Here is a 19109-nt window from a genome sequence, read left to right on the forward strand (position 1 = left end):
CTATCTTTCCTGTAAGGTCTCTACTTCCTCAACAAGACGTTTTCCTGCAGCTATCTCGTCAATACTATGGACAACTGCACCCAGATTTTCAATGGTCTGTTTAATCTCATCATAATCCAGGTTCTCTCCTTCTACCGTGATCTTTATTGTTTCCGTCTGCTGGTCCACTTCAGAAAGACTTAAATTCACTCCGTGTACGCCCGGAAGCACGCTAAGCGTCTTGGACACCTCTACAATTGATGGATGGTGAGGTTTTAGCACATCCAGAACCAATCTTCTAATTCCTGTCAATTTATATCCTTCCTTATTAGAAAGTCATAATCATGTAGTTATCAAACTAGCAGCATTGCCTATTAACCTTTATAGTATTTTTGTTTTCCTATGAATGCATTTATCTAATTTCAGAACATAATACCATTCATTCTCAGTACCAATGAGGTATTTTTATGATTGATATGCATACTCATTCTATTTTCAGTGATGGTGAACTGATTCCAAGTGAACTCGTACGAAGGGCAGTTGTTCATGGTTATAGGGCAATAGGTATCACTGACCATGCGGATTTTACAAACGTTGAACATATTATTAAGAACGTAAGTAAGGCAAAGTACCTTGAAGATGAGCTTGATATCCAGGTAAAGGTAGGTGTGGAAATTACTCATGTACCACCACGTAAGATCGCTCCTCTTGCAAGGATGGCTAAGGATCTTGGTGCAGAGATCATAGTTGTTCATGGCGAGACCATAAATGAACCTGTAATTCCCGGAACAAATGCTGCATCTGTGGAACTTGCAGATGTGGATATACTCGCACATCCGGGTTTTATTACAGTAGAAGAAGCAGAAACTGCCCGGGAGAATGATGTTTGCCTTGAGATCACTGCAAGGAACGGTCACAACAGGACAAATGGTCATGTAGCAAGGGTTGGAATGGAAGCAGGCGCAACTCTTGTGGTTGACACGGATGCTCACAGCCCGGGTAATCTGATCACTAAGGAGTTTGCTTTGAAAGTTGCCATGGGTGCAGGACTTTCAGAGAACCAGGCAAAGGAAGTACTAAATAATTCCATGCGCTTCCTTTGATCATTTTCCATTTTTTTTCAATGGCAGTCAGGATTATAGATATTACCACCGGTATATCTGAAAATACGCCGGTTTATGAAGGAGACCCATTACCTGTATTTGAAAAAGTATCTTCAGTTGAGAACGATGGTTTTATGGTTTCCAGGGTTAGTATAGGAACTCACACAGGTACTCATGTGGATGCTCCTTTACATTTGTATGGAAATGGCAAAGCAGTTTCAGAAATAGATCCTGCTTCATTAATGGGTAGAGCTATTCTGATTGATCTTTCATCAGGTGAAGGCCCGATTACTGACAAAGAACTTGAAAATGTCAACAAATCATATTCAGGGAAAACTGTAGATGTCATTCTCATAAAAACAAGGGACTATTCTAAATATCAGGGTCAAAGCCCGCATTCAGGCAGAATGCTTGCGGCAACTGCAGGAGAATGGATATTCAATAATGGTTTTAGATTAGTAGGAGTTGACACTCTTTCAGTTGATAATGATGTTTCCCTGCCTAATCATCACCTTTTTTTGAATAATGGTGTCAACATTGTGGAATATTTGAACTTTAAGGATGCTCAACCGGGTGTTTACTTATTTATTTGTCTTCCTTTGAAACTGGAAGGTTGTGATGGTGCTCCTTCACGTGCAATTTTGATAGATTTAAATTCTCCTGATGATTTTCTCAATATAATAATGTAGTTTTTACAGGATAATTTAAATATAAGTATTATTATATTTGATTATGCAATTATGTCACTAGATGTTATCAGCATGATATCTATATTAACTCGCGAAAAATATTAAATAACAGAATTAATATAGTATAACTCGCAATATAATCCTGTAACACGATTGCTAAAACGTTTCATGAGGGAATCGCACGAAAGCAAATCAGAGACATTCAATGCACAGGGATGACCGTGCACAGGTAGGTATAGGTACCCTTATCATCTTCATCTCCATGGTACTTGTGGCAGCCGTAGCATCTGCCCTTTTGATCAAGACCTCAGGAGTGCTTCAGCAGAAAGCATCTCAAACCGGCCAGGAAACAACACGTGAGGTTGCTTCCAATATGCGTATTGACCGTGTGGAAGGAGCACGTGCTACTTATACTACGGTTACTGTTACAGACGGCACACCTTCATCTACTGCTTTAAACTGTTCTGAAGGTGGAATGATTGAGTGGATTTCTTCTTCGGGTGCTTTTAACATTTCAGTTGATGGTGGTGATGAAACCTCTGTTGAAGATGGTTCTTATTATGAATATCGTTTTTCACGTTCAGGTTCACACAATTTTTCCATAACCGGTACTGCCGGGACAACAACTGGAACTGTAACGGTTAGTGATACAGTAGATTATGGTGAGATTACAAAGCTGCACATATCCGTATCACTTGGACCGGGTAGTGAGGATGTTGATCTGTCACAGCTTATCATTTACCTTTCAGACGGAAGTCACGTAGCCAATGTTAGGTATGATACCAGCGATGAGGATGATGAAATCCATCTTCCTACAGAAGAGTATTTCACGGTAAGCCCTATTCGTACCCGAGACCAGACTGTGTTCAAGGCCACACAACCTGTATTGAGAACAGGTGATATTATGGAAGTGGTAGTTGATATCAGAAGGGTTTTCCAGGCAGATGATGTGGAGTATGAAGGTCTTGAACCAAGGACTGAGGTTTCATTCCAGGTAAGGCCGGAAGCTGGTGCACTTGTAGTTTTCGACTTCACAACACCGGGAGCATACTTTGATGAAAAGTATATCCTGTTGAGATATTAAAACTCAAAAGTTCAAAATTAAATAAGAAATTTTCAGGAAAAAACAACGTAACTTTACAAAATTAAGTTATGACGTCCTTCCTGATGTCTATTTATTTCTAAGAATGTTTTTTACTTTCCTGAATATGAATCTTCAGCAGAGCGGAAACTGACAGCTTTTTTGCGCATGTACTCCGGGATAACATCCTTTTCTACAACAAGCTTGGATGTACCGATACCCACTACAATTACTTTTGTCTCAACAGGCTCTTCTCCTTCTCTGACCATGAGTTCCTTCTTTGTAACCTCTATCTCGACCTCATCTTTGCTATAACCGGCAGCTTTCATATAATCCATTATCATGTCCTTACCTGTGTTTCGGGCAAAGTCAAAAGCCTGTGCATAGTCAGGGAATATTTCTCTTCCTTCAGGTGTGAATACAAAATAACTGATAACTTCTTTTGCATTCTTTAGTTCCTCGTCAGAAACATTTTCACCTGTGATCGGAGCAAAGTCTTTTTTAATAAGGATTTCAACACGTTTAATACCTTTGCCAACAAGGGCACCGACAGCATTTCCCACACTGGCATGCTCGGGAACAACTATGTTTGCATCGATGAGCTTCTCCATCTCTTCCTTGTATGCAACAACCGGACCGCCAAGAAGTACCACCGGAGTTTCCACCTTAAAACGTGTGTAGTTGTTACCTGTCAGCATCTGGTCAATAACTGATTGTGGAATTTCGTCGACCAGATATGATACAAGGTCGGATGCCATGTTCTTTGCAACTCTTTTCTTTACCATGGTGGCAACTTCTTCTTTGCTGACACGCAATTGTTTTGCCAGTCTTTCAGCACCCAGAATGGAAGCTTCTGTTTCCCATTTCTGAAAATCTCCAAGAACATGTAAGGCATCTGTTGGGGTAAAACCGATAGATTGTACAAGGCGTTTTTGGATAAGACCATCAAGTGCACGCACACTTGGCTGTTTCTTAAGGCGCTGGAATATATCCACATATGAAACAGGTGTTCCCTGTATTACATCGTAAATCTCTTCTTCCATCCTGCTTAGCTCAAAAGGACTGAGTCCTGTGCGAACAAAGAACTTTGTAGGCTGCACATTCTCACACAGAAGTTTTCTTGATGGGGATTTTGACTCTCTGAACCTTTCAAGGAAACCTGTATACTCTGAAGCAGCACGGCAGAGAGGAATTACTCTTCTAGGACCAACATAGAATTTCTGATCTTTTACCCATACATGGCTGTCTCCACCGGTCGCAGATGTTTCCATCCTGATAGCTTTAACCATGGTCTTCCACCCCCCAACAATTGCACCCTGATCACTGAGTTCAGGAACACCATTTCTGATAAGGGCAACATCAGTACTGGTACCTCCAACATCAACCATTGCACATGTATCATACTTTGTAAGGAAGGAAGCACCTACAAGACTTGCAGCAGGTCCTGAGAAAATAGATTCGATTGGGCGCTCCAGGGCCTCATCCATTCCAACAACAGATCCATCACATTTGAGCATGAGCAGGTTTGCGTCCATGCCTCTTGATTTTATGTCCTGCATTATTGACTGGATGAACTTGTGGGTAATAGGCAGAAGCTGGGCATTAAGATATGCAGTTATGGCCCTGTCATATGCACCTACTTCCTGTGAAAGTTCGTGTCCGCAAACAACAGGAAGTCCGGTAAGCTCCCGGATAATTTCCTTTACACGAAGTTCATGTTCTGAATTACGGTTACTGAAGAATGATGATACAGAGAAGGCAGCAACATGTTTTTTTACTTCCATGGCAAAGAGCTTGACACCATCCTCGTCAAGTGGCATGGCTTCTTCTCCATTACTATTATGTCCTCCACTCAACTGTACATAGTACTTTGCCGGAAATCCTTCCTTTGGAATTACGTAATCACCAACAAGAATAACACCTACAGGAAAACCTGTGTCTTCAAGTATTGTATTTGTGGATAAAGTGGTTGAGACTGAAACCAGCTTTACGTCTTGCGCATATTCGGGGTTCAGCGAATCTATCACTTTTTTAATTCCGCCAATAGGGTCTGGATAAGTGGTAAGCACTTTTGTGGCATCCATTATCACACCATCCGAATCGCGGATTATTACACCGTCTGTAAATGTTCCTCCGGCATCAATGCCCAGACTGTATTGCATTTTAGTTCACTCCTTAAAACAAAATCAAAGTAATAATTAATAGTGTAAAAAACAATGGTTTTGCAATATTTAAGCATTACCACGCAAAGAAGAACACAAGATGGGAATAGTAATTGATAAATCAGAATTAAAGAATTTCAAAAAAGAGTAAGTAGTAGGCATAAAGCCTACACTTGTTTTAAATTTATTTTGCTGGAATGATGAGTGATCTCTCACCAGCAGGCTCGAACTCTCTGAGTGCACCCTTTGCGAACTCCTTCCTTGGCTTTGTGAAGTCAAATGGCAGGAGCTTGTCTGCGAATGCTACCTTGACGAGTGGGTTGACTGCGAATGCGTCTCCACGACCGGCGTGTGCACCGGAGGTGATTGCTGCATATCCACCCTGGTGACCTACGTTCATTGCGTAGTTCGGATAGTTTGGTCCACGGAGTTCAAGAGCAAGACCTTCGTCGGACTGGTATGAGAGTACGTTTGTAGCACCACACTGGTCCTGCAGGTCGTATCCGAAGAAACCGAGTCTTCCGAGTGCTTCCTTGTGGAGGTACATACAGAGGTACCATCCGGAAAGACCAGCATTTCCGTTTCCTGTTGCGATTGAAACAGCGGAACCAGCTGCTGCGGAAAGACTTGTTGCTCTCTGTGATCCACCGAAGTGGTCTTCGAGGGTTGTTGGGTATTTCTCGTAGTTCTCAAGACCGTAGATTGTGGACTCTGTTGCGATGTCCTTTACTACGTCGAGGTTTGCAGCTACCTTGTTGTCTGTACCCTTGTTTGCTGCACCGTCGTACTTGTCGTTGATATAGTCAACGTTGTAGTAGAGGTTGTCATCAAGGATGTTGTTACAGTATGCTGCTGTTGCGTACTGGGTGAAACCTACACCACCGGACATGTATGAACCGAGCCAGATCTGGTCGTAAAGCATACATCCTGCACCGACTACTTCAAGAGCTACGTGTGCTGGGTCTTCTGCGTCTACACGGCTTGTCTGTACGATATCTGCCATGTGACCGAATGGGATTCCTCCAGGCTCGTTTGGTGCACGTGCACGTCTTGCTGGGAGCATGTCACCCATCTGGATAACACCAGCGTGCTTTGCTGCGTATGAAAGGTCAGCTACTGCTGCTTCACCAGCACACATGCTGTATGCTGAAATGAATGACATACCGACCTGCATAGCCATCCATCTGCTTGTCTGACCACCGTCTGTGGTTCTGCTGACAATTGTTGGGATGTGTGCTGCCTGCCATGATGTCTTTCCGATTGATGCCTTGATCTGCTCTGCCTGTTCTTCTGGGAATTCCTTGTTGATGTCAATAAGGAACTGGCTGTCGATCTCGTCTGCGAGTTCATCGTCACCGGTGAAGATCTTGACGTAACAGTCATCTACAAGAGCTGGGTGTGTTTCGACCATGTGTTCCTGGACAACTGCTCCACCAGGAAGTGCGTGGTTGAGTGTCTCAAGGTAGTGGTTGATTGTTTCTGGTGTGACTTCGATACCGAGCCTCTTCTCGAGTGTCTCGTGTGCGAGGTCCATACCGACAACTACTGTCCTTCTGATGTCGTCCCACATCTGCTGCATTGCTGCGTTGTTGACGTAGTGAAGGTCGTCGATCTCGACCATGTCATCTGTTCCTGAAAGGAAAGATGGTGTGAGTGCTCTCTGACCGAGTGGGATACCACCACAGTGCATCATTGGGTTGTAACCGACAAGTCCTCTCTTTGCTGCGAGTTCCTGACCTGCCTTTTTCATCTCTAATTTACGTGGGTTCTGATCAACACCAAGTCTGTAGTACTCTACAGTCTTGTCGGTGATCTCTCCACCGCTCATCTTGTTAGTACCATGCTCTTCTGTGTACTTTTTCTGCATGTGTTTTGCAAACATTCTCTTTCTATCGTCTGCCATTATAATCACCTCAGTTCTCCGGCTTGAAGCCGTATGTGGTTCTCTGGTCGAATACTCTGTGTACCCATTCAATGACCTCTGCGTCATCTCTGAATGCTACATTGTCGACACGGTAGATTGTTGTTCTCTTTGCTGCTTCTTCTGCAGACATTGGCTTTCCGAGGTCTACCTTCTTGTCGATTGGTCTTCCTACCTGGTCCTTGTGCATGATGATTACATCGCCTTCTTTTCTGCACCTGTCGAGCATGTCGAACATTACACCGTCTTCAGGAAGTCTGAGTGAGTGACCGTGTACAGTTGCACCCCTAAGACTTGCGAGTGCTGGGCAGGTCATTTCAGTTTCCATCTGGAACTTTGCGATCTCTTCCATGTCTCTTTCACGAGCTTCAACTACCTGACGGCCGGAAAGTGTACCTGGGTCGACACCTCTGAAGTTGATTGCTGCGTTGTATGATCTGAAGTATGGTACTGATGGACCGTTGTACATTGAGTCAACGAACTGTACGTACCTTACCCTGTCACCAGCTTTTGCACCTGGTGTTGGTTCTACGAGTTCTCTGACTGAACACTCTGGCTCGCCCATTTCTGCGAGTGGTGGGTGGGTGCTTGGGTAGTCGCTACCTGGTGCACGGTGTCCGAGAACAAGTGTCAGGTCATCATCGGAAACTTCTCTGAGTTTCTCGACTTTACCAGACATGTGTTTTCTTCTGTTTTCAGCAACGGATGTTGCTCCTGGATAATATTGTGGTTCATATGCCATAATTATTCACTCCTAATTCTCTAATGATCTCATTGTGGTTTTCACGGCTTTCACGAGTTCGTTCAGTTTTTCCCTCGAACATGATTCTCCTCGTGTAACTCCTGTCACAATTTCCATAACCCTTCCTTTTGCTAAAATATCACTATCCTTAGGTTTAACAAGCCTTGTCTTTATCCCTGCCATTGCAAAATCCTCGAAATCAACAAGGGTCTGGCAAACAATTACTGCAGGAACATCGGCCTGTTCAAGAATTGCCTTTACTTTTCTTACCACATGGTCCCTGATATTTCCTGTATGGATCACAGCAACCTTGTGCCTGTTTATCTGTGCTATCTCCTCGGGACTTATTCCAAAGGAGCCGGAACCCATATTTGTGTCCGGAACACCGGAACCGGTATTAAGCACAAGCACACTTACCTGAATTTCCTCACGGCGCATGCCATATGTGAGTTCACAGACAGGTTTTGTGATATGTCTTCTTCCCGGGCTCATTGCAACTGCGATGACATCAGGCCTTCCGGTTTCAGAAAGGGTACCGCGTTGTGCAAGTCCTCCCCCTCTTCCAAGGCCCATTCCGTGTCTGCAATCTACAACCTGTGTTTCCCGGTCAAACATAATATCACTCGTCCTTATCTTCGGGTTTAAGGATGCATACAGGTTGATCTTTCAATTTTCCTTTCGGGTCTGTCATTCCTATCATCATAGGGTCAGCCCCCGGTCCACGCTTTGCATAGTCGGTGACTGTCTGTTTTGTCGGGATGAAATTACCTTCCCTGAACTCGAAGGGTATTGAAAGAACATCTTCGCAAACTTCCCTTACCTGCTCTTTTGTATCTACATCAACAACTTCCATACGGATACTGCCAACATACACTGCAAGTTCTATTGCCTGGCCTGCAACCTCGATCACAGCATTCCCCGGATGATTCACAGGTAATCCTGATGCAGGTCCGTAAGGAACGGTCTGGGGAAGTCTGGGGCCATGGACAAACAGCCTGACAATTCCATCGATTTCAGCGATGGAGGTGAGCAAGTTCTGTGCTGTTTCGGGTTTAAGCAGCCTGGAAGGGAATATTTCAAGCTGCACAAAGTTTGTCTCTGAAAGAGTATCGGACATTTTTGTTACCTTTATTATATGTGATATTTAAGGAGGGATTTTGTGTCTTAGAGCGCACCTGCCACTGCCTTGATTGGCTCCTTGAATTCTGGAATTGATCCGAATACAGTACCGACAAGTCCTGATGTCTTCTCGATGGAGAACATCTGTGTACCTGCGTCAAGTGAGACTGCTGCACATACACAAGGAATTGCGAAACCTCTGGAGTGCCTGGTTACAACGTGGTTACCGTTGAAGATACCTGGTCCGCCACCACCATAGATGGAGTGACTGAAGAATGAGAATCCTACTGCAGTACCCTGTGCTCTACCCATGTCACAGCCTGGAAGACCTGTTTCCTTCTCAAGCATGTCATTGAAGTAGAGGATAGTTGATGATACATTCTGAGCTGCTCTGCCTGCACCACAGTTTACCATGGTTGCTGCGAGCTGACCGACTGCTGCACATGCATTCCACATGGATACGTCGTTTGCCTTGTAGAAGTTGTAGCCGGATGGTGCTGTCTTGTCAACGGAGATGATACCTGCTTCAAGAGCTCTGTCTACTGTTGACTGGATCACAGTACCGATTGTACCGTCCTTTCCGTTCTCTTTTACGATGTCGTAAACGAAGTTGTTTGCGTTAAGACCCTGATATGCAAGACCGAGTAACTGGTGTCTCTCGAATGGTCCTACAGCGTTACCCATCTCGTACATACCTACCTGCTCGAAGATGGATGAGAGTGCTGCTGCATTCATTGCCTTCTTACCGGTAATTGCTGCAACGTGGTTTGTTGTGATGTTCCTCAGGGAGTAACCGAGACCTTCGTTCTTCTGTGGGATACTGAGGATGGATGCAATGTTACCACCGGACATGTCCATTGTCTGTGGGTAGCTTCCCCATACAGCGGACTTTACGATTGGTGCATCGAACATGTCAGTGTTGAACATGTCAATGATTGTCTGGACGACTGCTGCACCTGTTACGGTACTTGCAGATACGAAGTCAGCACCGACCTGTGACCTTACGCTTGGTACCTGTACAAGAAGCTGCTTTCCGCCACCAAGTTCCTGTACGTTGGTGTCGTCGCCATCGTTTACGCTAACGAGTTTTGCTACAGCATCCTGGATTGCACCGGAGTTGCCAACAATATCGTAATCGAGTTCTCTTCCGAGGATCTTTTTCTTTGCTCCGCCCATTGCACCTGTTTTAAGTGCTTTCTCGATACCTGCGAGATTCACAGCAACGGTTCTCTTTGTATCTTTGATGATATTTTGAATCGCTGCGTTTCTTGTTGGCGCAATATCCATAAGATCAACGCCGCTTTCCAACAGTTTTCCTCTGTCGTCGTAAATGTCTATTTTATCAGACACGTATATTTTCCTCCTATGTTTCTATTCAGAAATCGCCCATTCTGGAAATGTACAGGTGAACGAATGAATGCTAATTACTTTGTACCACATAGTAATTTCCTGTACGAATTTTTTCCACTGGGAATTCTCGGAATAATTAAGCAACGATGACGTTTAAACCTTTTGCATCGATTCCTGACAATTTCGCAATCATCAACCGCAAGCAAAATTTCCATGCAAAAATTATTCATCATGTCATCCATTGACATTTGCGTGGAGAAGACTTAAATAAAAGAATGCAGGCCAAAGAAATATCTTATTTTTTCCTTTATAAATATAATGTCTTTTCATCGCGTATATGATGAATTATTACTATTTGATCATGCGAACCACAAACCTTTAAGTACCTATATATTATCTAACTCGTCCTATGGAGATCACTGCTGACGTAGGAGGCAATCCGGGAATAGATTGCAAAGGCTTCTGTACATATTGTTATTTCAAGAAAGTAAAAGAAAATCCTCCATTTGGATGTAAGTACTGTTTACCTTTCAAAAAAGGATGCGACTACTGCACAAGAGGTGTCAGGGAATCCTATTCCGGTTTTAAGCCAGGTCAGTATGTGTTCCAGGAACTCTACCAGCGTTTAATGATGACAGCTAATAAAATCGATAAGATCACCATAAGTGGCGGGGGGGACGTAAGCTGTTATCCTGATCTGATGGAACTGGTGGCTAACATTGCCCAGTTCGGACTGCCTATACATCTTGGTTACACCAGCGGAAAAGGTTTCATTAAAGGTGATGAGGCAGAGTTCTTCATAGAATATGGTGTTAATGAGGTATCATTCACAGTATTTGCAACCGATCCGCATCTCAGGAAAGAATACATGCGCGACCCGGAACCTGAAGCTGCACTGGAAGTTTTGCGTCAGTTCTGTCAGCATTGTGACGTTTACGCAGCAATAGTTCTCATTCCCGGGGTAAATGATGGTGATGTTCTTGACAAAACCCTTGCAGACCTTGAAGAGATGGGAGCTAAAGGTGCAATACTTATGCGCTTTGCCAATAATACAGAAGAAGGTCTCATACTGAATAACTCTCCGATAATGGAAGGGATCGAAACGCACAGCATTGAAGAATTTGTAAATATAGTAAAGGATGCAGATGCAAAGTACAATCTCCGCATAACAGGAACACCACTTGAAGACCCGTTGATAGGATGTCCTTATGCAATCAGAAATGAACCGGATGAACTGGAAAAACTTCCTGAGGTCAGAAAAGATGCAACAATTCTTACAAGCAGAGCCTCAAAAGACAGACTTCAGGAGATATTCACAAAAATTGGAAGTGCTGTTAATGTTGTTGCCGTGGACAAGGATATCGGTTGCCTCATTACAATAGATGATCTGAAAAAACTGGACCTGTCAGAAGTAAAGGAAACTGTTGTAATTCCGGGAAGAGCATTCGTACATGATCCAGAGGTTACAACTGTACTCTCAGAAGACGGTGTCTCGCGCTTTGTCCGCCGTGGACCTGATATGCTTACCTACGATGGTGAGATGTCAATAGGTCTTTCAAAAGAAGAAGTTCTTGAATTTGAGGTGGAGCAGTTCACAGAACTCATTCATGAAATAAATGCAATAGGTCTGCCTGTTAATGAATAAAGTACCCCTGTTTTTATAAGAGGACTTATCACATAAACTCCAGAAGACCGGTCTGCTTGGACCTGTCATTCTCAAAGAGTGATTGCATATCCAGGCCCAGCAGTTCTATCCTCTGCTTGGTATAACTTGAAACATTATACTCGTAGGCAACTTTCTTTGAGACCTCCAGATACTTTTTCACCGCACCTTCATGCACAGTCAGTATGACCCTGCCCCCGCATTTAGGACAAACCCCGGTAAGTGGAGGTCTGCGGTACTTAGCAGCACATTTCAGGCATCTGGTTCCCTGCCTTGAAAATGCCCTGAGATTACCGAACATATCCGGCAGGAAATGAGATATAAGCACTCTTTCAGCCACATTGGAAGCATCAACAGCCCGTATCTTGTCTGCAAGTGCAAGCTGTGCATCCATTTTCTCAACCATGCTTCCAAGTGTCTTGTAAGCACTTTTCAGGGGACCTGCTGCAATGTCGCTGGTGTCATGTGTGTACATGAAATGCTCATACTGGTCCGGTGTTCCAAGTCTGGAACTTATAAGATCAAAAGTAGATTCCAGGTCCTTTGGGTTAGTATAATTGAGGGTTGCTTCATAGAACTCAAGTGGATAATGGTCACACACATCTATATTATGCGCCTCTTTGTCAACCTCACTCGGGTCAAGACGTGTGGTAAGTACAAGAGGTGCATCCATTTTTCCACCCCTTTTCTCAGGCAGATAGTCCCTTGAGAAATTAATAAGACCATCCATTAGCAACATCACACAGTCCTCATCCCCGTCACAATTCCTTCTTTTAGCTGCATGAAAGAAAGGATGTGCATAACCGACCGATGCCTTGGTAAAACCTACAAGTCTTCCAAGCACACCTGCGGATGTGTGCGGAGCCAGGCCCATGAGCATAACACCCACAAGATCCTCCAGTTTCTCCGCATTATAGTATGGTTCCTCACCGTAATATTTCTCAAGAAGATTGTCTATGTACTTTGTGGTCCTGAGAAGATACTCGCCACAATCATACGAGACAACAAGGTCCTGCACTTTGAGGCAGACTACCTGGTTATCCCTTTCAAGAGGGTTTCCGTATATATCTTCCGTATATCCTATTTCCAGAAGTTTTTCCACTCTGATCCCGAGTTCATCGGAACGGATATGGGTAAGGGGAATGTCGGACATATCATACCTGACTGTTCCGTCTTTGAAAGTATAAAGGTCATATTTTGCTCGGAGAATCCCTTTTTCAAGAGGTTCCGGGGTCATTGTCCCGGACATCATTCTCTTCACGCCCTTGAATTCAATGTTTTCCCGTTCACCAAGCTTTGCAAAAGCAGCCTGATATATCTGTTTGAAATTTATATTCTGCATTTTCACACATGTGGTCTTGGAACCACATTTCGGGCATTCTTCTTTCTGTGATGATATTCCGCACCTGGGGCAGAAGAGTTTTGGAATTGTGAATTCGCCGCAATCACAACGATAACGGAATGTGTCCATCCCGCAGGCAGGACATATTCTATTGCCGATTTCAACCCTTATCTGCCCAACCTTGCTGTTCATTGAAGATATATAACTTGCAGCAGCTTCCATCTTTCTTGTATTGCCTGCAGAATCTCCTATCGGGAATAAAACATGAGGTGCAGGGGACATTTTTCTCTTGTTTGATTTCTCAGGACGTCCCATTCTGGCACCTATCCTGATCGGTGCACGCTCTCTTACAAAAAGTCCGCTGAGTTCATTTATAAGTGGCACAGTTTCAGTTACTTCTTCCGGCAAAGAAGTCCATTTTTTCTTTAGCCCTGCATCCAGTCCCAGGCACCTGATGAAAGGTAATGGATTTTCGATAACTATTTTTCCGTCACTTAATCTGTGAAGGACAAGTAGATGCTCAAGTATTGTTTTTATGCCGGAATCATTTGCAGTATCCAATGGTAATTCAAGGATTTTTGAATCATCAGAAAGGGTTCCGTTCTCTGATATAAAAGATGCAAGCGTGGCATAATCTGTTACGGAAATATCGTGCCAGAGGTGCGTATATTCAGGATGCAGAGATACTTTATACTTATCACATAGCTCCAGTGCAAGTTCCTGTGAAGGTTCTTTAAGTTCATCTCTGGAATAAGGCGAGTTATCAACTTCTTTTTCAAACTCCTGAATCCACCATTCAAAGCAATAAGAAGCCGGTACAAGAGGATGGTTATTCTCAAGGAAGTCCCCGTAATTGATTAGGATCTCGCCTATATCAATGATATGTTCAACTTCAGGGTGTATATCGATGGCCATCTGTTCATCGTCGATCCTGACAACATCACCCGACTTCAGTCTTACAGTAGGTCCTTCCAGACTGTCCACAGGTGCCATTCCGGCAGCTTTTCCGGGTCTTTCCACCTTAAGTTGTGTGCCTGCAACGATAAAACTGTCCATTATATACATACTTGCAGGACTTATTCCTGAAGCGGCGAAGGATGTATTTCTTGACCTGCCATACCTGAGCCTGAATCCTCCGGGGCGCATGGGGTGGGAGAATACCGGACGTCCGGCTATCAGGTCACGCAGATATTTGTCCTTTGGTTTAACACCTATAAAACTGCTGTCTTCATCGTCTGAACTTTTGGTTCCGGCTATGAGCTGGTCAAGCCACTCCCATCCGTCCATGCCCAGTTTATTTACGTGCTTCTGGACCTTTGGAGCTTTTAGTGCCAGACCTTCAGCAAGTACAAGACACATGCCTCCTCTAACTCTGTTTGTCTCTATCCTGTCAAGGTTCCTGTAACCTTCAACTTCTTCGGCTTCAGTGGGTTCTCCGTCTATGCATATGGGGCAATTCTCAACGATAAGTCTGATCTCATCCTCGGAAGGTGTGTATTGCAGGGTTGCCACCCGCCTGTAAAGCAGGATTTCTTCTACATATCTTTCAACTTCTTCCTTGCGTGGTTTGTACCTTTCAATTCCCACTGCGCGGCGAACATAATCTCCCACAAGTACTGAGAGTGCCTGGGCCGTACCTCCGGCACTGCGTATAGGTCCTGAATAATAGATTCTTATGTATTCGCTTCCATCATCGTTCTTACCAAGAGTGACCTTGTCAATTCCTTCAATAGGAGCGGCTACAACACCTTCAGTAAGCATTGCAACGGATACGCGGATAGCAGCTTCAATGGCTTCTTCCTTTGACTCGAATTCTCCTACTACTCCTTCAGCTACTGCCTTTCCTATTGCAAGAGCACCTTCCTCACGGGACATGGTCTCATCGAATATGCGTATCTGTTCTGCGACTCCTTTTACGCCAATGAGGTTTTCCACTCTGTCGGCAAGGTCTTTTGCAAGCGGTATTTCGATATGTGGTTTTGGATCTCCACCTTTTGAACGTGCACTGTTTGCGATTTCTATCTCTTTATGGAGCTTTGCTTCAAGTCCTTCGAAATACTCCTTCATGGTGTCGCTTACTACTATTTCACCCATTAGAAATCGCCCTCTGTGAAGATGCCATTATGCTTTTGTTATTAAAATTGTTTTCCTGTATTTTTCAGTATTGCAGGTTAGTACACGGACAACTATAACTATAATTGTATTCAATATATATTTGGTACGATGTATGGGTGATTATGTGGCTGGAAACAAGAAATCATTTTAAAATAATGCACTCATTCGGCTTTTCTATTCATCCATGACTGTTAATATTACGGATTATAATCAAATATTCATATAAACTCATTATCTATCAATAAATAGATAATCATACATGGAGGAAGCGGATGAAAAAAATATTAATTCTATTGATGCTGCTGACCCTGATGGTGCCAGTAGCAAGTGCCGATATAGTCAGTGACCTCGAGATCAAGGTAAATGAGTACAATGAAAATTCAGAATATCTACCTTCATATCTTAAGAGCCTGCTTGGAGATGAAGTGATCAAACTTGTTATCGTAACTGATGCAGGTGATGAGGTTTACGTCAAAGCAGTTACAGAAAATGCGTATGTAACAACATTTGAGGAAGTAACAGAAGATACTGAATTTGATGCTACTATGATAATAGGGACCAGCGAATCAACTGTTAGAAACGTGATTAACTCTGAAACCCCACTGGAAACTTTTATCGAGGCAAAAGACAATGGTGACATTGTCATCGAGCCTGTGGGTATTATGAACAATGTCACTTACACTGTAGCAAATGTCGTTCTCAAAATATCTCAGCTACTTGGTTTTATTTGAGCCAGGTTTTAAATTGAAGCTAAATTACAAAGAAAATTAGCAGTTTTACTAGCAAACAACACTTTATTGTATGTTCAGCGAATATCCAGCTCGCTGGCCATATCTTTATAGACTCTGCCTTTATCTGTTGTGACAAAGAGGTTACCTTTCTGCTCAATTAGCTGTTTTTCTTCTAACGTAGAAAGATACTTATTTGCAATTGTTGAGTTAAGATTTGCTCCGTAAACGATCTGTGTTTTTTTTGCGCCATCCATTGCAATTTTTAAAATAGCAATTGTAATATCCAACCTACTCCGTCTTCTAATAGTATGCCCCCTGCATTCTATGTTCAGTACCACTTTTAACCACTAATATAATTATGTATTAATGGTATACCACTATATTCCAAATATCAAATATCCTCTATTTAATACCATCGATTTGTAATTATACTAAGTAAATATGTTACTGAATTGATACAACTGTTACGTCTTTGAATGCCCTGACTATGAATTGCATTTTGGAACAACAGTTAAATTTATAATAAATACAGCAGTAGAGATATCGTAAAATCTCAAATGCGGGAGTAACCAAGCGGCCAACGGTGGCAGACTCAAGATCTGCTCGCGCAGGCGTTCGGGGGTTCGAATCCCTTCTCCCGCACCACATCAAGGTGATCTTTTTTGTCAAATCCAATTGATCATGATACTGTTGTATCAGCAATTATTGATATTTTAGAAGAGGCTGAGACTGTACTGCCACAGGATGTTGTTGATGCGTTAAAAAAAGCCACATCTGAAGAAAGATCCTCTGTTGCAAAAGAGCAACTTGAAGCAATTCTGAAAAATATAGATATTGCAGCCAGGAAAAAAGTGCCAATGTGTCAGGATACCGGTATTTTGATTTTCTTTGTAGAGATCGGTCGTGATGCAAAAATGGATTTCAGACTTGAGGATGCCATTCTTGAAGGTGTTAGAAAAGCAACCGAATCAATACCACTACGTCCTAACGCAGTTGATCCGATAACACGCAGCAACAGTGGTAATAATACCGGAAGCGGCATTCCTGACATAAAATACGAACTTGTGGATGGCAGCAGTATAAAGATAACGGTGGCACCTAAAGGGGCAGGTTCTGAGAACATGAGTTCTATAAAGATGCTTAATCCGACTGAAAAGGATAGTATACGCAACTTTGTGCTTGAAACCGTCCTGAATGCAGGTGGAAAACCATGTCCTCCGGTAGTTGTGGGAGTTGGTATTGGCGGTTCATTCGATAAATCTGCAAGACTTGCCAAATCTGCTCTGCTTGAAAAAGTTGATGTAATGAACGAAGAAGAAAAAGTTCTGCTTGACGACATAAATTCGCTTGGTATCGGGCCAATGGGACTTGGAGGAAAAACAACTGCTTTAGCAGTCCACATTAAAAAAGCATACTGTCATACGGCTTCTCTGCCGGTTGCGGTGAATATCCAATGCTGGGCAAACCGTCATGCTTCAGTTGTCCTTGGTGGTGATGAATAATGGAATACAGACTTGAAACTCCACTGAAAAAGGAAGATATTGAGCAGCTCAAAGCAGGTGATATAGTTTATCTCACTGGAACTGTTTTTACTGCAAGGGATGAAGCCCACGCAAGAATTCTTGAGATGGCAGGGGAAAATAAAGAACTTCCATTCGATCTTGAAGGGGCAGTAATATACCATTGCGGTCCGCTCATGAAAGGAAAAGATGCTAGCTGGGAAGTTGTTGCTGCCGGACCCACCACCAGTGCGAGAATGTCAAAAATGACACCTGAACTGCTGGATGTTCATGAAGTACGTGCTTTTGTTGGAAAAGGTGGAATGGACAATGTTTCAGAATCTATGGAGGGAAAGTCTGTTTACCTTGCATTTACGGGAGGTTGTGCCGCACTTGCAGCCATGAGCATTGAAAAAGTGAGTACAGTACACTGGCTTGACCTTGGAATGCCTGAAGCTGTCTGGGAACTGAAGGTAGAGAATTTCGGACCTCTTGTAGTTGGAATTGATTCACATGGCAGTGATCTTTTCACAGATGTAAGAAAAAAATCAGTGGAAGCTTATTCTAAAATAGAATAAACCTTCCTGTTTTAAAATCTTGACTTTTGTTTTCTTTTTTGTTTTTAGATGGCGAAAGTGAATACCATCCAGGCAATCAGAGTAAGGATTATAGAGTGTTTAAGACCCTGGAACACAGAACCTTCACCCATTTGTCCTGCCACAAGTCCGCTCATAAATCCCTGAATAACTCCTGTGTGCATCATTAAACGTGTGTATTTTGCAGGATCGAACGAACCTATGAACTGGCTTCCGGCACCTGCTGCCTGTGCAGCTTTTCCAGCTTCTGCCATTGTCGGTACAAAGGTGGATGTGAGCATTCCGATGACAAAAAGGAACACAAAGAAAGACATGTAGCTGATGACTACATAGACCATCATATTACCTCTTCTCTCACGCTCCAGCAGTTTAACCTCTCTTGCGTCACGGGCAGCAGCTTCAAGAACAGCAGCAACACGTCCTCCTGCCTTACTTGCCTGTGTGATAAGTGACACTGACCTCACAATTATCGGAGTTGAGATCCTTTTTGCAAAATTGTGCAATGCTTCTTCAAAAGAAACACCCCAGGACATTGCCGCATCCATTGTCTGAACTTCCTTGGTCAGGGCACCGTATTCGCCTTTAGCAACAGTATTGACCGCTCTTGGGAGGGTAAGTCCTGCCCTGCTCATTTCAGATATGTCCCTGAGGAAAGTAGGCAAATATTCTTCTATAGTGTCTGTTCTGTTGTATTTTTTATGAAATGTGAATGCAGGAGGTGTTATTGAGATGAGCACTGAAAAGATGATGACATCATCTATTATTGGTGTTCCCCACGTAGCTATCATGCCAATTACAAAGAATACAATAGCAATGGGTATACTGATAACGAATGTATATTCCGGATAAAGGTAAAGCGTCTTAAAAGGATCTTTAAAGAACTCTTTAATAACCACATTTTTCGTTGCTTCCTCCATTTTAGAACTTATCAGGTTGTCTTCCAGCTCCGATAATTCTTCTTCCGTAAGCATGTCCTGATCTTCTGCATTGAAATTCAAAAATTCCGGTAATTTCATT

The 19109-nt window shown here is 43.1% G+C and carries 17 protein-coding genes and 1 tRNA gene; 8 read left to right on the forward strand and 10 right to left on the reverse strand.

Annotation, left to right across the window (positions count from 1 at the left end; translation table 11 throughout):
• Positions 1-291 carry a DUF211 domain-containing protein gene (locus tag J2746_RS08140; RefSeq protein WP_209618885.1) on the reverse strand — a complete coding sequence of 97 codons (291 nt, stop codon included), beginning with the start codon at positions 289-291 and terminating at the stop codon, positions 1-3.
• Between the two features lie 155 nt (positions 292-446).
• Here J2746_RS08140 and J2746_RS08145 point away from each other — a divergent pair, with 155 nt between their 5' ends.
• From J2746_RS08145 to J2746_RS08155, 3 genes are all read left to right on the forward strand, one after another.
• Complete coding sequence (locus tag J2746_RS08145) at positions 447-1082, forward strand: histidinol phosphate phosphatase domain-containing protein (RefSeq protein ID WP_209618889.1); 636 nt, start codon at positions 447-449, stop codon at positions 1080-1082.
• 20 nt (positions 1083-1102) lie between these two features.
• The gene (locus J2746_RS08150; protein WP_209618893.1) at positions 1103-1771 is read left to right on the forward strand and encodes a cyclase family protein; all 669 of its coding nucleotides are present in this window, start codon (positions 1103-1105) and stop codon (positions 1769-1771) included.
• Between the two features lie 205 nt (positions 1772-1976).
• Complete coding sequence (locus tag J2746_RS08155; protein WP_209618896.1) at positions 1977-2855, forward strand: archaellin/type IV pilin N-terminal domain-containing protein; 879 nt, start codon at positions 1977-1979, stop codon at positions 2853-2855.
• 110 nt (positions 2856-2965) lie between these two features.
• Here the strand turns inward: J2746_RS08155 and J2746_RS08160 are convergent, their stop codons facing one another.
• The 6 genes from J2746_RS08160 to mcrB form a co-directional block, all read right to left on the reverse strand.
• Positions 2966-5014 carry a hydantoinase/oxoprolinase family protein gene (locus J2746_RS08160; protein WP_209618899.1) on the reverse strand — a complete coding sequence of 683 codons (2049 nt, stop codon included), beginning with the start codon at positions 5012-5014 and terminating at the stop codon, positions 2966-2968.
• A gap of 184 nt (positions 5015-5198) precedes the next feature.
• Positions 5199-6917: a coenzyme-B sulfoethylthiotransferase subunit alpha gene (mcrA, locus tag J2746_RS08165; protein WP_209618903.1), complete on the reverse strand. Its 1719-nt coding sequence runs from the start codon at positions 6915-6917 to the stop codon at positions 5199-5201.
• Positions 6918-6927: 10 nt separating this feature from the next.
• Positions 6928-7677, reverse strand: a complete 750-nt coding sequence (gene mcrG / locus J2746_RS08170) for a coenzyme-B sulfoethylthiotransferase subunit gamma (RefSeq protein WP_209618906.1) — start codon at positions 7675-7677, stop codon at positions 6928-6930.
• Positions 7678-7689: 12 nt separating this feature from the next.
• On the reverse strand, positions 7690-8295 hold the full coding sequence (mcrC, locus tag J2746_RS08175) for a methyl-coenzyme M reductase I operon protein C (RefSeq protein ID WP_209619108.1): 606 nt from the start codon (positions 8293-8295) through the stop codon (positions 7690-7692).
• Between the two features lies 1 nt (position 8296).
• Positions 8297-8794: a methyl-coenzyme M reductase operon protein D gene (gene mcrD / locus J2746_RS08180; protein WP_209618908.1), complete on the reverse strand. Its 498-nt coding sequence runs from the start codon at positions 8792-8794 to the stop codon at positions 8297-8299.
• 47 nt (positions 8795-8841) lie between these two features.
• On the reverse strand, positions 8842-10146 hold the full coding sequence (gene mcrB, locus J2746_RS08185) for a coenzyme-B sulfoethylthiotransferase subunit beta (protein WP_209618911.1): 1305 nt from the start codon (positions 10144-10146) through the stop codon (positions 8842-8844).
• Between the two features lie 409 nt (positions 10147-10555).
• Here mcrB and mmp10 point away from each other — a divergent pair, with 409 nt between their 5' ends.
• Positions 10556-11791, forward strand: a complete 1236-nt coding sequence (gene mmp10 / locus J2746_RS08190; protein ID WP_209618913.1) for a methyl coenzyme M reductase-arginine methyltransferase Mmp10 — start codon at positions 10556-10558, stop codon at positions 11789-11791.
• Positions 11792-11819: 28 nt separating this feature from the next.
• On the opposite strand, the gene J2746_RS08195 is transcribed toward mmp10, so the two are convergent.
• A complete protein-coding gene (locus tag J2746_RS08195) occupies positions 11820-15245 on the reverse strand; it encodes a DNA polymerase II large subunit (RefSeq protein ID WP_209618915.1) in 3426 nt (1141 codons plus the stop codon).
• 293 nt (positions 15246-15538) lie between these two features.
• Here J2746_RS08195 and J2746_RS08200 point away from each other — a divergent pair, with 293 nt between their 5' ends.
• Positions 15539-15997, forward strand: coding sequence for a hypothetical protein (locus tag J2746_RS08200; RefSeq protein WP_209618917.1), 459 nt, complete (start codon positions 15539-15541; stop codon positions 15995-15997).
• A 74-nt stretch (positions 15998-16071) separates the two neighbouring features.
• Here J2746_RS08200 and sso10a read toward each other — a convergent pair whose 3' ends face one another.
• On the reverse strand, positions 16072-16335 hold the full coding sequence (gene sso10a, locus J2746_RS08205; protein ID WP_342451822.1) for an Sso10a family chromatin protein: 264 nt from the start codon (positions 16333-16335) through the stop codon (positions 16072-16074).
• A 221-nt stretch (positions 16336-16556) separates the two neighbouring features.
• On the opposite strand from sso10a, the gene J2746_RS08210 reads away from it, so the two are divergent.
• From J2746_RS08210 to J2746_RS08220, 3 genes are all read left to right on the forward strand, one after another.
• A tRNA-Leu gene (locus J2746_RS08210) sits at positions 16557-16642 on the forward strand.
• 17 nt (positions 16643-16659) lie between these two features.
• Positions 16660-17499 (forward strand): fumarate hydratase, encoded by an 840-nt coding sequence (locus J2746_RS08215; RefSeq protein ID WP_209618952.1) that lies wholly within the window; start codon positions 16660-16662, stop codon positions 17497-17499.
• Complete coding sequence (locus J2746_RS08220) at positions 17499-18074, forward strand: FumA C-terminus/TtdB family hydratase beta subunit (protein ID WP_209618953.1); 576 nt, start codon at positions 17499-17501, stop codon at positions 18072-18074. Before J2746_RS08215 ends, J2746_RS08220 begins: the two co-directional genes overlap by 1 nt.
• Before the next feature lie 44 nt (positions 18075-18118).
• On the opposite strand, the gene J2746_RS08225 is transcribed toward J2746_RS08220, so the two are convergent.
• Positions 18119-19108, reverse strand: coding sequence for a type II secretion system F family protein (locus J2746_RS08225; protein ID WP_209618954.1), 990 nt, complete (start codon positions 19106-19108; stop codon positions 18119-18121).
• Position 19109 lies beyond the last annotated feature (1 nt).

Source organism: Methanolobus bombayensis (assembly GCF_017873415.1).
GTDB classification, from domain to species: Archaea; Halobacteriota; Methanosarcinia; order Methanosarcinales; family Methanosarcinaceae; genus Methanolobus; species Methanolobus bombayensis.